General features: G+C 75.4%; 13 protein-coding genes. 6 read left to right on the plus strand and 7 right to left on the minus strand.

Annotation, left to right across the window (positions count from 1 at the left end; genetic code table 11):
* Positions 1-89: 89 nt before the first annotated feature.
* Complete coding sequence (locus ACWIZO_RS06100; RefSeq protein ID WP_448641613.1) at positions 90-509, plus strand: VOC family protein; 420 nt, start codon at positions 90-92, stop codon at positions 507-509.
* On the opposite strand, the gene ACWIZO_RS06105 is transcribed toward ACWIZO_RS06100, so the two are convergent.
* From ACWIZO_RS06105 to ACWIZO_RS06115, 3 genes are all read right to left on the minus strand, one after another.
* Positions 506-1,495, minus strand: a complete 990-nt coding sequence (locus ACWIZO_RS06105) for an NAD-dependent epimerase/dehydratase family protein (protein WP_448641614.1) — start codon at positions 1,493-1,495, stop codon at positions 506-508. The genes ACWIZO_RS06100 and ACWIZO_RS06105 overlap by 4 nt on opposite strands.
* Before the next feature lie 20 nt (positions 1,496-1,515).
* Positions 1,516-2,145 (minus strand): ATP-dependent Clp protease proteolytic subunit, encoded by a 630-nt coding sequence (locus ACWIZO_RS06110; RefSeq protein WP_448641615.1) that lies wholly within the window; start codon positions 2,143-2,145, stop codon positions 1,516-1,518.
* 135 nt (positions 2,146-2,280) lie between these two features.
* Positions 2,281-3,033: a TSUP family transporter gene (locus tag ACWIZO_RS06115; RefSeq protein WP_448641616.1), complete on the minus strand. Its 753-nt coding sequence runs from the start codon at positions 3,031-3,033 to the stop codon at positions 2,281-2,283.
* Positions 3,034-3,191: 158 nt separating this feature from the next.
* Between ACWIZO_RS06115 and ACWIZO_RS06120 the strand changes: the two genes are divergently transcribed.
* The 3 genes from ACWIZO_RS06120 (at position 3,192) to ACWIZO_RS06130 (ending at position 7,888) form a co-directional block, all read left to right on the plus strand.
* Positions 3,192-4,307, plus strand: coding sequence for a spore photoproduct lyase family protein (locus tag ACWIZO_RS06120; protein ID WP_448641617.1), 1,116 nt, complete (start codon positions 3,192-3,194; stop codon positions 4,305-4,307).
* Between the two features lie 68 nt (positions 4,308-4,375).
* On the plus strand, positions 4,376-5,125 hold the full coding sequence (gene yaaA, locus ACWIZO_RS06125; RefSeq protein ID WP_448641618.1) for a peroxide stress protein YaaA: 750 nt from the start codon (positions 4,376-4,378) through the stop codon (positions 5,123-5,125).
* Between the two features lie 150 nt (positions 5,126-5,275).
* Positions 5,276-7,888: a SpoIIE family protein phosphatase gene (locus ACWIZO_RS06130; protein ID WP_448641619.1), complete on the plus strand. Its 2,613-nt coding sequence runs from the start codon at positions 5,276-5,278 to the stop codon at positions 7,886-7,888.
* A gap of 50 nt (positions 7,889-7,938) precedes the next feature.
* Here ACWIZO_RS06130 and fdhA read toward each other — a convergent pair whose 3' ends face one another.
* The 3 genes from fdhA to ACWIZO_RS06145 form a co-directional block, all read right to left on the minus strand.
* Positions 7,939-9,156, minus strand: coding sequence for a formaldehyde dehydrogenase, glutathione-independent (fdhA, locus tag ACWIZO_RS06135; RefSeq protein WP_448641620.1), 1,218 nt, complete (start codon positions 9,154-9,156; stop codon positions 7,939-7,941).
* A 461-nt stretch (positions 9,157-9,617) separates the two neighbouring features.
* On the minus strand, positions 9,618-11,288 hold the full coding sequence (locus tag ACWIZO_RS06140) for an AMP-binding protein (protein ID WP_448641621.1): 1,671 nt from the start codon (positions 11,286-11,288) through the stop codon (positions 9,618-9,620).
* A 19-nt stretch (positions 11,289-11,307) separates the two neighbouring features.
* Positions 11,308-12,261 carry a cyclase family protein gene (locus ACWIZO_RS06145; protein WP_448641622.1) on the minus strand — a complete coding sequence of 318 codons (954 nt, stop codon included), beginning with the start codon at positions 12,259-12,261 and terminating at the stop codon, positions 11,308-11,310.
* Between the two features lie 227 nt (positions 12,262-12,488).
* Here ACWIZO_RS06145 and ACWIZO_RS06150 point away from each other — a divergent pair, with 227 nt between their 5' ends.
* Entirely contained in the window at positions 12,489-13,118 is a 630-nt protein-coding gene (locus ACWIZO_RS06150; protein WP_448641623.1) for a GDSL-type esterase/lipase family protein, read from the plus strand.
* On the plus strand, positions 13,115-13,690 hold the full coding sequence (locus ACWIZO_RS06155; protein WP_448641624.1) for an N-acetyltransferase family protein: 576 nt from the start codon (positions 13,115-13,117) through the stop codon (positions 13,688-13,690). Before ACWIZO_RS06150 ends, ACWIZO_RS06155 begins: the two co-directional genes overlap by 4 nt.
* Here the strand turns inward: ACWIZO_RS06155 and ACWIZO_RS06160 are convergent.
* Positions 13,644-15,374, minus strand: a complete 1,731-nt coding sequence (locus tag ACWIZO_RS06160; protein WP_448641625.1) for a DEAD/DEAH box helicase — start codon at positions 15,372-15,374, stop codon at positions 13,644-13,646. The genes ACWIZO_RS06155 and ACWIZO_RS06160 overlap by 47 nt on opposite strands.
* Positions 15,375-15,442: the final 68 nt, after the last annotated feature.

A 15,442-nucleotide genomic window follows, 5' to 3' on the forward strand; every position in this document is an offset into this window, starting at 1 on the left:
CGGAGGTCGTCGGGCACACCGGCCCGTCCGCCGTCGACCGGGAGATCGACCGACACCGGCGCATCCTGCGCCAGCGAGGAGCAGCCGACGTGCCCACGGACGCGACGACCGGGACCACGGACGGGGCCACGGACGGGGAGTTCGCCTTCCGGCCGATCCACCACGTGCAGCTGGCCATCCCGCGCGGCGGGGAGGAGCAGTGCCGCGCGTTCTGGGGCGGGGTGCTCGGCATGACGGAGCTGGACAAGCCGCCGGTCCTCGCCGCGCGGGGCGGGTGCTGGTTCCGCGGCGGCGCGCTGGAGGTCCACCTGGGCGTGGAGGAGCCGTTCACGCCGGCCCGCAAGGCCCACCCCGGGCTGCTCGTCGACGGCCTGACCGCGCTGGCCCGCCGCCTGGAGGAGGCCGGGCACCCGGTCACCTGGGACGGCGACTTCCCGGGTCACGACCGCTGCTACGCCGCCGACCCGTTCGGCAACCGCCTGGAGTTCCTGCAGCCGCAGGCCGACTAGCGATCGAGCGCGGCCAGCAGCTCGGCCTCCCGGGCGGCGCTGAGCCCCGCCCGCCGCAAGCGGTCGAGCCCCTGCGCGCGCTCCCACGCCAGGACGTCGGCCAGCAGCTCCTCCCGCGGGCGGTGTCGCAGCCCGGCCGCCGCGGCCCGCGCGCCCGAGCGGCTCGACCAGCCCCGGTCCTCGGGCGCGGGCAGCCACATCGCCAGGGAGTCCGTGCCCGCGTAGGGCTCGACGCCCTGCGCGAGCAGCCAGTCCGACGGCGCGGGGACCACCGGGCCGGTGTGCCCGCCCACGGCCCGCGACGCGGCCACCCACTCCCCGAAGGGGACCACCGGTCCCACGGCGTCGTGGACCCCGGTGACGGACCGTTCCGCACAGGAGACCAGCCAGCCGGCGAGGTCGCGGACGTCGACGACCTGGGTGGGGAGGTCGGGGGTGTCGGGGACGAGCAGCGCGCCGTGCGGGTCGCGCGCCGTCCGGGCCACCCAGGCACCGGAGCGGTCGGTGTGATCGCCGGGGCCGCCGATCAGGCCGGCCCGCGCGACGAGCAGGCGCTCACCCACCGCGGCCCGGGACGCCTCCTCGCAGGCCACCTTCGCCGGCCCGTACAGCTCCCGGCCGACGCGGGCCTGCCCGGTGGACCGCCCCAGCTCCGCGGTCTCGTCCCCGCCCGGCGTCGTGCGGCCGGCGTAGACGCTGACCGAGGAGACGTAGGTCCAGTGCCGCGCCCGCGCACCCAGGGCGTCGAGCGCGGCGCGGACGAACGCCGGCTGCCAGGACACCTCCACGACGGCGTCCCACGTGCGGTCGGCGACCGCGTCGTACGCCCCGGGCCGCTCCCGGTCGGCGACCACCAGCCGGGCGCCGTCGGCGACCCCGCCGGACGCGCCGCGGGCCAGGCAGGTGACCGCGTGGCCGCGGGCCAGCGCCTGCCGCGCGACCTCCCGGCCCAGCCACGCCGTCCCGCCGAGGACGAGCACGTCCACCCGGACCCCTCTCCGTCGTCTCAGCCCGCGAGCGCGGTGGGCAGCGCGGCGGCGGAGGCGACGACGTGGTCGATCAGGCCGTACTCCCGCGCCTGCTCGGGAGTGAACCAGCGGTCGCGGTCGGAGTCCCGCTCGATCTCCTCGACCGTCCGGCCGGTGTACTCGGCCTGCAGGCCGTTGAGGTCCCGCTTGAGCCGGCGCAGCATGTCGGCCTGGATGGCGATGTCGGCCTGGGTGCCGCCGACGCCGGCCGAGGGCTGGTGCACCAGGATCCGCGTGTGCGGCAGCGAGAACCGCTTCCCCGGGGTGCCCGCGGTGAGCAGGAACTGCCCCATCGAGGCCGCCATCCCGAACGCGTAGGTGGCGACGTCGCAGTCGAGGAACCGCATCGTGTCGTGGATGGCCATCCCCGCGGTGACCGAGCCCCCGGGTGAGTTGACGTAGAGGGAGACGTCCCGCCGCGGGTCCTCGGCCGCGAGCAGGAGCATCTGGGCACACAACTGGTTGGCGACGTCGTCGTCGACCTCGCGACCGAGGACGACGATCCGCTCCCGCAGCAGCCGGTCCAGGACGGCGTCGGACAGGCCCGTCGAGGCGCCGTCCCTGCCGTTGAGGACCGGTCGTGTACCGGTCGGCGTGTGGCTGGTCATGGTGTGGAGGCCTCCTCCGGTCGTTCCTCCCCGACGCCTGAGAGCCTGGCCGGAATGGCATGGAAATGCGCGCCCGACGCCATTGTTCCGCTATACGCAGAATGGCGTTCGCTCCCCGCGAAAACCGTTGACGGATCAGCCCCCGAGCAGCCCGTCGACCACGGTCGCCAGGCTGCCCACCAGGGCGAGGGCGAGGGCGGCGGCACGTGCCGCGGACGGCCGCACCCGGGTCGACAGGGCGGTGCCGGCCACCAGGCCGGCAGCGAGGGCGGCGGCCGCGACCGCCCAGTCCACGACGGGCAGGGAGGGCAGCCCCTTGGCCGCCACGGTGGCCGCGCCGATGACGGTGAAGCACAGCTGCGCCGTCGCGGCGAAGGCACGCTGCGGCCAGCCGGTGGCCACCGCGTACACCGTGAGGGCCGGTCCCCCGACCCCCGCGGTCGCGTTCATGAAGCCCGACGCGGCTCCGGCGAGCACCACGGGCCCGGGTCCGGTGCCCGGCGCGGACCCGCCCCGGGCGCCGCTGCGCCGGCCGATCACGAGGAGGGCGAGCAGCGCCACCACCACGCTGCCGCCCACGAGCACCTGCAGGACGGCCGGCGCCGTGTGGCGGGCGACCCACGCCCCGGGCAGGACCGCGAGCAGCGCGGGCGCCGAGAGCAGCAGGCCCCGGCGCACGTCGACGTCCCGCCGCACCTGCGCGAGCACGAGCACCGCCGCCGCCACACCCAGCACGTTGACCACGAGCACCCCGGCGAAGGGGCCGAGCAGCAGCACCAGGAAGGGGGCGGAGACCAGGGCGAAGCCGAGCCCGGTGATGCGCTGCGTCCCGGCCCCCAGGGCCACCGCGGCGGCGAGTCCGAGCGACGGGAGCCAGCCGGCGTCCACGTCAGCCGGCCCGGCCCGGACACCCCGCGGCCGGGCAGGGGCGGGTGCGGGCGGACACGTCCCGACCTTGTCCGACGCCGCCGCCGACGGCGACAGGAGGGGCCGGAAAGGCCGCTGAGCAGGGCATCAGCGGCCCGCCGCCGGTGTTGTAGACGGCGATGACCGCGCTGCTCGCACCGCCCGCTCCTCCCGCCCCCACTGCTCCCGCCCCCTCCCGGCTGTGGACCCCGAAGCGGGTCCTCGTCACCCGCTCGGCCGCCGAGCGCCCGCACGGACAGCGCGTGCTCGCGCGCCTCGAGGCCGCCGGCATCGACGCCGTCGAGCTGCTGCGCGGCGACCGGCTGCCCTCCCTGCGGGGCGACGACGACCGCGCCGCCTTCATGGCCGCCAAGGACACGATGGCGCTCGTGGTGCCGCCGCCGTCCAAGCGGAAGCTGCAGCCCATCCCGCCGTCGGCGGACTTCCGGCTCGACCTGGCCGAGGGCTGCCCCGCGCACTGCCAGTACTGCTACCTCGCCGGCTCGCTCGGCGGCCCGCCGATCACCCGCGTGTGGGCCGACCTCGACGAGGTCCTCGACGGCCTCGACGACTACGTCGGCCGCGGGACGATCACCTCCGGCACCCTGGAGCGCGGCGGCGAGGGGACGACGTTCGAGGCCTCCTGCTACACCGACCCGCTGGCCATCGAGCACCTGACCGGCGGCCTCTCACGGATGGTCGAGCACTTCGGCAGCCACGAGTGGGCCGGCCCGGTGCAGCTGCGCGCCACCACCAAGTTCGACGACGTCGCCGGCCTGCTGGACCTGCCGCACGGCGGCCGCACCCGGCTGCGCTTCTCGGTCAACGCGACGTCGGTGGACCGCCGGTTCGAGGGCGCGACGGCCACGGTGCCGGCGCGGTTGCGGGCGCTGTCGGCCGTGGCCGCGGCCGGTTACCCGGTGGGCGTCACCATCGCGCCGATCATGCCCGTCGAGGGCTGGCAGGAGGAGTACGGCGCGCTGCTCGACGGCATCGCCGCCGCCGTCCCGGCCGGGCACGACCTCACCGTCGAGTGCATCACCCACCGGTTCACGCCGGGCAGCAAGGAGACGCTGCTCGACTGGTACCCGCGGACGAAGCTCGAGATGGACGAGTCCCGCCGCACCACCAAGCGCGGCAAGTTCGGCTCGGTCAAGCACGTCTACCCTAGGGACACGATGGCCGAGCTGCGCGCCTGGTTCGAGCGCGAGCTCGCCGAGCGCCTCCCCCAGGGCCGCCTCCTCTACTGGACGTGAGGCCGTCTCGTACGCTCGGACGGCCGCGTCCCGGGCCCCGCCCTGAGCTTGCGAAGGGTGGGTAGGACGTGGTCCTCCTCCTGCTGCCGCCGTCGGAGACCAAGTCCCCGGACGGCGACGGCGACCCGCTCGACCTCGCCGCGCTGGCCACGCCCGAGCTGACCCCGGTCCGCGAGCGGCTGGTCGGCGTCCTGGTCCGGCTGGCCGCCGACCCGCCGGCGGCCCGCACCGCGCTCGGCCTCTCCCCCGGCCAGGACGCCGAGCTCGCCCGCAACGCCGCCCTGTGCACCAGCCCGACGAAGCCCGCGGTCGAGCGCTACACCGGCGTCCTCTACGACGCCCTCGGCGTCCGCTCGATGACCCGGGCGCAGCGGGCGCGGGCCGACCGCCGGCTCGCCGTCGGCTCGGCGCTGTTCGGCCTGGCCCGCGCGAGCGACCCCATCCCGGCCTACCGGCTCTCGGCCGGCTCGACGCTGCCCGGGCTCCCCACCCTGCGCGCGCTGTGGCGGCCGGTCCTCGGCCCGGCCCTGGCCGCCACGGGCGAGTTCGTCGTCGACCTGCGCAGCGGCGGCTACCGGGCCCTGGCCCCCGTCCCGGGCGCGGTGACCGTCGACGTGCGGAGCGAGCGTGCCGACGGCAGCCGGACCGTCGTCAGCCACGCCAACAAGTCGCACAAGGGACGGATCGCCCGCCTGCTGGCCACCACGACCGCCGAGCCCGACGACGTGGTGCGGCTGCGGACGCTGCTGCGCCGGTCGGGGTTGCACGTGGAACACGACGGCGGGACGGCGCTCACACTGGTCCTGCCGGCGGCCTGAGCGGTGGGCCGTCACGGGGTGTGATCCGACACAGCGGTTCGGGTGTCCCGTCGCAGCGGACGTCACCTACGATCTGTCCGGCTCCCTGACCCAACAGCGGCCGGTCGGCCACGGCACCAGAGTCGGCCACGAGCCGGGCGGAGAGGTTCGGTGGACGACACGTCGCGTCCCCCTGCGGGGGGCGCCGTCGCGGATCCTCGTGCGGCGGCCGAGGTCCTGCAGGCCGACCGCCCCCGGGCGCGGGCGGCGCGGCGGCTGCGCCTGCGCGACGCCAGCGCCGCGCTCGACCGCCTCGCCGAGCTGGCCGCCCGGCTGCTGGGCGTCCCGATCACCCAGATCTCCCTGATCGACGACGTCCAGGTCGTGGTGGCCGGCTCCGGGCTGCGGCCGGGCAGCGTCGGCACGGAGACCCCGCTGCAGGCGACTGCCTGCGCGATCACCGCTGCCGACCGCTCCCCCCTGACCGTCCCCGACGCGCAGGCCGACCCCCGGGTCAGCGCGCTGGCGCCGGTGGCGGCCGGCGCCGTCGGCGCGTACCTCGGCGCACCGCTGATCGACGGCGACGGGCACACCGTGGGGGTCCTGTGCGCCGTCGCCCCGGCGCCCCGGCCGTGGTCGGAGACCGACGTCGCCACCCTGCGGGAGCTGGCCGGGGCCGCGGTCACCGAGCTGGAGCTCGCCGCGCTCACCACCGCCTACGAGAGCGAGCGGCTGCGCTGGGGCCTGGCCGTCGACGCCGCCGGCATCGGCACCTTCGACTGGGACCTGGGCACCGGGGAGCTCACCTGGGACGCGCGGCTGATCGAGATGTTCGGCCACACACCGGAGACCTTCGGCAACAGCATCGAGGCCTTCAACGAGCGCGTGCACCCCGACGACCTGCCCCGGGTGACCGACGCGCTGCAGGCCAGCATCGAGACCCGTGGCGACTACGAGGCCGAGTACCGGGTCGTGTGGCCCGGCGGGGACACCCGCTGGCTGCAGGCCCGCGGCCGCACGCTCGTCGACGGCGACGGGACGGCGTCGCGGGTGATCGGTGCGGCGTACGACACCACCGCCGAGCGGGCCGCCGGCCTGCGGGTCACCCGGGTGCTGGAGGCCATGCCGGCCGGCTTCTACTCCCTCGACCGCGAGTGGCGGTTCACCCACGTCAACGCCGAGGCCGAGCGGCTGCTCGGGCGCAGCCGGGAGGAGCTGCTCGGCCAGGAGCTGTGGACCGCCTTCCCGGCCGCGGTCGGCAGCGTGTTCGAGGAGAACTACCGCACCGCCGTCCGCACCGGGACGCCGGTCCACTTCGACGCCCACTACCCCGCGCCGCTCGACGGCTGGTACGAGCTGCGGGCCTGGCCGAGCCCCGAGGGGTTGTCGGTCTACTTCCTGGAGGTCACCGAGCGGCGCCGGGTGCAGGACCGCGCCGAGCGCGGCGCCCAGCGGCTGGCTCTGCTCGCGCAGGTCAGCGCGGAGCTGGCCGGGGCACTCGACGTCCGGACGGCGACCGCCCACCTGCCGCGGCTGGTGGTGCCGGCGCTGGGCGACTGGTGCATCGTCACCGTCGTCGACCCCGACGGGCGCCCGCGCGACGTCGGGCACTGGCACGCCGACCCCTCGGCCCGCCCGCTGGTGGAGCGCTACGCCGCCGTGCGCACCGACGCCATGCCGGTCACGGCGCCGCTCATGCGCGCCCTGCTCACCGGCGAGCCGGTGATGGAGCTGGCCGAGTCCGTGCTCGGGGTGCTGCCCGAGGGGGAGGCGCGCGACCTGCTGGCCGCGCTGGCTCCCGAGTCGGCGATCGCCATCCCGCTGCGCGGCCGCGACCGGACGCTCGGCGTGATGACCCTGTACTTCCGCCGCGGCTGGACGCCGCGGGAGGAGGACCTGGCCACCGCCCAGGACGTCGCCGACCGCGCCGGCCTGGCACTGGACAACGCCCGGCTCTACGGCCAGCAACGGGCCCTCGCCGAGGGCCTGCAGCGCAGCCTGCTGACCGAGCCCCCCGAGCCCGACCACGCCGAGGTCGCCGTCCGGTACCAGCCGGCCGCGGAGGCCGCGCGGGTCGGCGGCGACTGGTACGACGCCTTCCTGCAGCCCAGCGGGGCGACGATGCTGGTGATCGGGGACGTCGTCGGCCACGACACCGAGGCCGCCGCGGCGATGGGCCAGCTGCGCGGGCTGCTGCGCGGCATCGCGACCTACAGCGACGCGGGCCCGGGCGAGGTGCTGCGCGGGCTGGACGCCTCGATGGCGCTGCTGCAGACCCGGGTGCTGGCGACCGCGGCGGTGGCCCGGTTCGAGCAGACCGACGACGAGCGTGCCCGGGGCGTCACCCGGATGCGCTGGGCCAACGCCGGCCACCTGCCGCCGCTGGTCGTCGGCACCGACGGCAGCGTGACCGAGCTGGCGGCCTGGCGCGGTGACCTGCTGCTCGGCGTCGACCCGGACACCCGCCGCGAGGAGTCGGTGGTGACCCTCGACCGCGGCGCGACGGTGCTGCTGTTCACCGACGGCCTGGTCGAGCGGCGCGACGCCGACCTCGACGCCGGCCTGGAGCGGCTGCGTGAGGTCCTGCGTGAGCTGGCCGACCGGCCGCTGCAGGAGCTGCTCGACGAGGCCCTCGAGCGGCTGGTCGACGGTCACCCGGAGGACGACGTCGCCCTGGTCGCCGTCCGGCTGCACCCCCAGGACCGGCCGCGCCCGGCGGTGGCCGGACCCAACCGGGTGCCCGACGTCGTCCCGGAGGACCCGGCCGGCCCGCCCCGCCGCTGATGGAGGGCCCCTGCAGGGGGACGTGAGCAGCCCCCCTGCAGGGTCTCGGCTCAGGCCGGGATGAGGCCGTTCGGGTTCAGCACGTACTTCTTCGCCGCGCCCTGGTCGAACTCCTGGTACCCGCGCGGTGCGTCCTCCAGCGGGATGACCTCGGCGTTCACCGCCTTCGCGATCTGCACCCGGTCGTGCAGGATCGCCATCATCAGCTGGCGGTTGTAGCGCATGACCGGGCACTGGCCGGTGGTGAACGCGTGCGACTTCGCCCAGCCCAGCCCGAGCCGGATGGACAGCGACCCGGTCTTGGCCCCCTCGTCGGCCGCGCCCGGGTCACCGGTCACGTACAGACCCGGGATGCCGAGCGCACCGCCGGCCCGCGTGATGTCCATCAGCGAGTTGAGCACGGTGGCCGGCGCCTCGCGCTCGGCGTCCTTGCCGTGGCCGCGCGCCTCGAAGCCCACCGCGTCGACACCGCAGTCGACCTCGGGCTCGCCCAGGATCTGCTCGATCTGGTCCTTGGGGTCGCCCTGGGAGACGTCGACGGTCTCGCAGCCGAAGCTGCGGGCCTGGGCCAGCCGGTCGGCGTTGAGATCGCCCACGATGACGACCGCGGCGCCGAGCAGGTGCGCCGACGCCGCCGCCGCCAGGCCCACCGGGCCGGCGCCGGCGATGTACACCGTCGACCCCGTGCCCACCCCGGCGGTCACGCAGCCGTGGTAGCCGGTCGGGAAGATGTCCGACAGCATCGTCAGGTCGCGGATCTTGGCCAGCGCCTGGTCCCGGTCCGGGAACTTCAGGCAGTTCCAGTCCGCGTACGGGACCATCACGTACTCCGCCTGGCCGCCGGTCCAGCCGCCCATGTCGACGTAGCCGTAGGCCGAGCCGGGGCGGTCGGGGTTGACGTTCAGGCAGATGCCGGTCTTGCCCTCCTTGCAGTTGCGACAGCGGCCGCAGGCGATGTTGAACGGCACGCTGACGATGTCACCGACCTGCAGGAACTCGACGTCCGAGCCCTTCTCGACGATCTCCCCGGTGATCTCGTGGCCGAGCACCAGGCGCTCGGGCGCCGTCGTGCGCCCGCGGACCATGTGCTGGTCACTGCCGCAGATGTTGGTGGCCACCGTCCGCAGGATGACCCCGTGCGGGGTCTTGCGGCCGACGTTGGCCGGGTTGACCCCCGGCCCCTCCTTCAGTTCCAGGCCGGGGTAGTCCAGGTCGGCGACCTCGACCTTGCCCGGCCCCATGTACATGACCGCCTTGTTGCCTGCCACGGACGCTCCTCCCAGTCGGCGGCCGGCACGCCGATGTGCCGGCCTCGTCCGTCGTCCACCGCGCCGGTCGGCGCGGACGTCCCCGACGGTCGGCGCGGTCCGGCGTCGTTGCTGGCCGCCCCGGTCGCGGGTGCTCGGGGTGGGTGGTGCTCAGCTGCCGCCGGCCCGGGGCGGCGATCGCCAGCCGGGCACGCGCGGCCCCGGGGGCCGGGCGGCGGGCATCGGTCGCGTCCATCTCGGACCTCCACGTCTCGGAGGCGGCAGGAGAAACGAGTGTGGTGCAGACCACTCGATCGCGCACCACGGGACGGGGCGGTTCCGGAGGGACCTGGCCCGTGTGCACGCAGCGTGGCTCGTCGTGCTCGTCCCGCCGCCGGGCGGGCGCCCCGTCGCCGGACGGAGGCCCTCCTGCAGGGTCCCGCCGCGAGCCTGCGAGTGGCGGGGGGCAGGAGGGTCCTTCATCAGCCGCCGGACTGCTGGTCGCGCAGCTCGCGGCGCAGGATCTTCCCGGTCGTCGTCTTGGGCAGCTCGTCGACGAACTCGACCGACCGCGGGTACTTGTAGGCGGCCATGCGCTCCTTGGCCCAGGCGATCACCTCCTCGGGCGTCACCGAGGAACCGGGCTTGAGCGACACGAAGGCCTTGACCGTCTCACCGCGGTAGGCGTCGGCGACCCCGACCACCGCGGCCTCGCGCACCGCCGGGTGGCCGTAGAGGACGTCCTCGACCTCGCGCGGCCACACCTTGTAGCCGGCCGCGTTGATCATGTCCTTCTTGCGGTCGACCAGGTAGAACCAGCCCTGCTCGTCCATGAAGCCGACGTCGCCGGTGCGCAGCTCGCCGCCCGGGATCGACTCCGCCGTGGCCTCGGGCCGGCCCCAGTACCCGGGCACCACCTGCGGGCCGGACGTGGCGATCTCCCCCACCTCGCCGGGCGGCAGCTCCTGGCCGTCCTCGCCGAGGATCCGGACGACGGTGTCGTAGACCGGGACGCCGACCGACAGCGCCCCGGAGTTCTCGTCCACCGGCGCCTTCACACCCATCGGCACGGCGTGCGACGGGGAGTTGGTCTCCGTCAGCCCGTAGATGTTGTGGATGTAGCGCCCGGTCCTCTCCTCGAACGCGTCGGTGACGGCCGGTGCGATCGGGGCGCCGCCGGAGTAGATGGTGCGCAGCGAGGAGAAGTCCTCCCGGCTCACGCCCTCGACCCCCGACAGCGAGATGAACACCATGATCGCCCCGACGGTGAACGTCGGCCGGTGCTCCCGGACCGCGTCGAGCACCACCTCCGGCTGGAACCGGTGTGCCAGGACCAGCGGGCAGGGCAGCAGCAGCGCGAGGGCGACGTGCCCGATCAGCCCGGTGATGTGGAACAGCGGCGCAACCCCGAGGACGACGTCGTCGGGCGTCAGCCGCATCCACTCCCGGTAGGTGCAGGCGTTGAACACCATCGTCGCGTGGGTGTTCATGGCACCCTTGGGCTGCCCGGTGGTGCCGGAGGTGTAGGTCAGGATCGCCACGTCGCCGCCGGACAGGGCGGCCGGCGACGGCGTCCGCCCGGCGTGGGTCTCCAACAGCTCGGCGAGGGCCAGGGTGCCCTCCTGGCGGGCCCGGACGACGTCCCCGAGGACCCGCGCGTCGTCGCGGGACTGGTGGTCCAGCGGCGAGCAGGTGACCACGGTCGCGACCTTGGTCTCCCCGCTCTCGACGACGTCGCGGGCGACGGACTCGTAGAGCTGCTCGAGGCACAGCAGCGCCGTGGCGCCGGAGTCGCTGAGCAGGTAGGTGAGCTCACGGGCCTTGTTCATCGGGTTGATCGCGACGGCGGCCCCGCCGGCCTTCCACGCGCCGAGCAGCCCGATGACGAACGCCGGGTCGTTCTGCACGTAGACGCCCATCCGGTCGCCCGGGGCGAAGCCACCCTCGGCCAGCGCGACAGCCAGGGCGTCGGAGGCCCAGTCGAGGTCGGCGAAGGTGAGGACGCCGTCGAAGTACCGGATCGCCACGGCGTCGGGCGCCGCCGCCAGCGAGGCGCGGAAGACGTCGAGCAGCGTCTCGTGCTCGGGCGTGATGTCGGCCGGCTGCCCCTCGCCGTAGAGGGCCAGCCAGGGCCGGTCGGTGTAGACGCTCACCGTCGCCCCCTCCTGCCGGTCACTTGACGGCGAGCGGGTTGACCGGCGCGCCCGTCGCCTGGTGGATCTTCAGCGGGGCCGCGGCGTAGAGGAAGGTGTACTGGCCGTCTCCGGCGCAGTCCTCGGCGAGCTCCTCCAGGTCGGCGATCTCGCTGAGGGTCACCCCGAGGTTGCGCATCAGCGCGCAGTGCAGCGGCAGCGCCGTCCCGTTGTTCGGGTCGTAGGTGACCTCGTTGGCGATCGTGTCGGTGGTCAGGTTGGGGATCTCCATGTCCTGGAACCACCGCACCAGCTCGGGGCTGTAGACCAGGCCGGGCTCGTTGAAGCCCTCGTAGAAGGCCTGGCCCTGGTCGAAGAACAGCTGCAGGAAGTTGGTGCGGATCAGCAGGACGTCGCGCTTCTCGATCGGGGTGCCCTGGGCCTCGGCGCAGGCCACGAGGTCCTCGTGGGTGAAGGTCTCGCCCTTGTCCAGGTGGGGCTTGCCGCGGAAGCGGGCCATGTCGAGCAGGATGCCGCGGCCGACGACGCCCTTGCGCGCGATCGGCTCGACGCTGGCCCGGTCCATCCCGCCGACGGTGCTGCGGGCGTCGTAGCCGTTCCAGATCTGGCCGTCGTACCAGACGTGGCCGAGCGCGTCGTACTGCGTGGAGCCCTGCAGGAAGGCGTTGATCTTGTCGTCGGCGTAGTGGAGGCCACCGGGGAACTGCGGGGCGTCCGGGGAGTCCCAGGAGGACTCGTCGAGGATCATCGTCCGCTCGGCCGGCGAGCGCCCCGGCCACACCGGGTCGCCCTTCGGGTCGCCGATCAGCCGCTGGAGGGTGAAGACCTTGCCCTGCCGGACGTGCCGCACGCCGCGCAGGACCTCGTCGGCGGTGAGGTAGTTCAGCGCACCGACCTCGTCGTCGTCACCCCACTTGCCCCAGTTCTTCGGTGCATCGGCGAGGACCTCGGTGATGGGGGGCGCGTCGGCCACGGTGTCTCCCAACTGTCGGGCCCCGGACCGAGTGCGCAGCTCCGGGGCGGGAAGGTGGTCAGCGTCACAAGGGGTGACAGTGGCGTCAAGCGCAGGCCGCGCGCGGATCCGGGGGACGGACGGGACGTCGCCGTCGGCCGGATCGCGGCCGGCCACCGTGGATGCCCATGCAACTCAGTGCATGACTATGCTGCGTCCGTGTCCTCCCTCCGCGTCGCCGCCGTGCCGTGACCGCGGCGCTCGACGTGCGGGTGTGCCTCTTCGGTGACTCCCTCACCGCGGGGGTCGGCGACCCGACCGGCGCGGGCTGGGTCGGCCCCGTGGCCGCCGCCGCCCGGGACGCCGGCTGGGCGCTCACGGCCTACGGCCTCGGGGTGCGCCGGGACACCTCGGTGGACGTCGCCGACCGGTGGCTCGGCGAGGCCCGTCGCCGGCTGCGCGACGGCGACCGCCACGGGGTCGCCTTCGCGTTCGGCACCAACGACGTCGACACCTCCGACGGGCGGCGGCGGGTCGGGCGGGAGCGGTCGCTCGCGGTGCTGGCCGGCCTGCTCGCGGACGCGTCCCGCGCCGGCTGGCCGGCGCTGGTCGTCGGCCCGCCCCCCGCGCGTGACGCCGACCTCAGCGCCCGGGCGGCCGACCTGGCCCGCGGGATGGCGGGGGTGTGCGCCCGCTCCGGCGTGCCCTTCGTCGACGTCGGCGGGCTGGCCACGGACCCCGTCTGGGTCGCCGAGGTCGCCGCCGGGGACGCGTTCCACCCCTCGACCGCCGGCTACGGGCGGTTGGCCGCGCTGGTCGGGCCGGCCTTCGCCGCCTGGCTGGCCGGTTCGGTGGCCCGGCCGGGAGGCGTCCCGTGACCGGGCTGCCGGCGGGGTGGACCGTGCGCCGCCCCGCCGAGGAGGACCACCCGCGGGTGCTAGCCGTGCTCGACGAGTGGTGGGGCGGCTTCGGCGGCGCGGCCGGGTCCCGGGAACGGGCGCTGCTGCTCCCCCGCCTCTTCCTCGAGCACTTCGCCGACACCAGCACCGTGGTCGAGGACGCCGGCGGGCGCATCGTGGCCTTCCTGGTCGGCTTCCTCTCCCCCGCGCGGCCCGCGACCGCCTACGTCCACTTCCTGGGCGTGGACCCGGCCGTCCGGCGGGCCGGCCTGGGCCGGGAGCTGCACGCCCGCTTCCTCTCGGCGGCGGCGCAGCGCGGCGCGCGGGAGGTCCGGTGCGTCACCAGCCCGGGCAACGCCGCCTCGATCGCCTTCCACACCCGGGTCGGGTTCCGCGTCGAGCCCGGCGACCTGGTGGTGGACGGCGTCCCGGTGCACGCCGACCACGACGGCCCCGGGCTGCACCGGGTGGTGTTCAGCCGGCCCATGCCCGGCGACTCCGCCCTCAGGGGTGCGGGCGCTCCCGGCGGACGGTCACCTTCCGGCCCTTGACGGTGGTGGCCCGCAGCGCCGCGATGACGTCCTCGGCGGCCGCGGCGGGCACCTCGACCAGCGAGAACCGCTCGGCGATCTCGATGGCGCCGACGTCGCGGCCGCGCAGCTCGGTCTCCCCCGCGATCGCGCCGACCAGGTCGCCCGGGCGCACCCCGGCGCTGCGGCCGGCGCCGACGAACAGGCGGACGGCGTCGCTCGGGCCCGACCGCGAGCGCGGGGGGCGGCCCTGCCCCCGGTCGCCGCGGCCGTCCCGGTCGCCGTCCCGCCGCGGCCGCTCGGGCCGCAGGGTGACCTCGGGGATCTCCTCGTCGTCGTCCGGGCCGGTGGTGGCCTCGTGGGCGAGCTTGACCGCCGCGAGCGCCACCTCGACGACGTCGAACTCGTCGGTCAGCGTGTCGACGACGGCACGGAAGCGCTCGAGGTCGTCGCCGAGCAGGCTCTCCCGCAGCGCGGCGCGGGTCAGCTCGAGCCGGCGGGCGCGGAGGTCGGCGACGGTGGGCACCCGCTCCACGGAGATCGGCGCGCCGGTGACCCGCTCGATGGTCTTGAGCATCCGGTGTGCCCGGGGCTCGACCAGCGTGATCGCCACGCCCTCGCGGCCGGCGCGGCCCACCCGGCCGATGCGGTGCACGTAGGTCTCGGCCGCGGCGGGGACGTCGTAGTTGACGACGTGGGTGAGCTGTTCGACGTCCAGGCCGCGGGCGGCGACGTCGGTGGCGACCAGCAGCTCGGCGGTGCCGCTGCGCAGCCGGTTCATCACCCGGTCGCGCTGCTCCTGGCTCATCCCGCCGTGCAGCGCCTCGGCGCGGTAGCCGCGGCCGTTGAGCGTCTCGGTGAGGTCGTCGACCTCGTCGCGCGTGCGGCAGAAGACGATGGCCGCGGTCGGGCTCTCGACGTCGAGCACCCGGCCCAGCGCCGCGGGCTTGGCCGCCCGGGCGACGACGAACGCCGTCTGCCGGACCCGGGGCGCCTCCCCCTCGACCGGCACCTCGCGGGCGACCTGGATGCGCAGCGGGTCGCGCAGGTGCCGGCGGGCCATCGCGTCGAGGCGGCGCGGCATGGTGGCGCTGAACAGCACCGTCTGCCGGTCCTCCGGCACCTCGTCGAGCAGCGCCTCGAGGTCGTCGGCGAAGCCCATGTCGAGCATCTCGTCGGCCTCGTCGAGCACGACGGTCGCGACGCCGCCGAGGTGCAGGCTGTTCCGCTGCACGAGGTCCAGCGCCCGGCCGGGGGTGGCGACGACGACGTCGACGCCGGCCTCCAGGGCCCGCAGCTGGCGGGGGATCGGCTGGCCGCCGTAGACCGGCACCACCCGGGCGCCGAGGTCGCGGCCGTAGCGGTGCAGCGCCTCCGACACCTGGATGCACAGCTCGCGGGTGGGGACCAGGACCAGCGCGAGCGGGTCGCCGCCGGGCCGGTCGTCGGGCAGCCGCTGCAGCACCGGTAGCGCGTAGGCCGCCGTCTTGCCGGTGCCGGTGGCGGCCTGGCCGAGCAGGTCGCGGCCCTCCACCATCGGCGGGACCGCCTCGCGCTGGATCGGCGTCGGCTCCTCGTAGCCGAGGCGGGACAGCGCCGCGAGCAGCTCGGGGCGCAGGCCGAGGTCGGCGAAGGTGCCGCCGTCCTCCTGCGGAGGCGCGCTCCCCTCGTCCGGTGCCGTCACCGTGCCCACCTCGCTGGTCATGCCCTGATGGTCCCCGGTCGGGGCGCCGCTCCTCCTGCCGGGTGGACCACGCGCGCTGGGCCTCCCGA

Source organism: Geodermatophilus sp. URMC 63 (assembly GCF_053502565.1).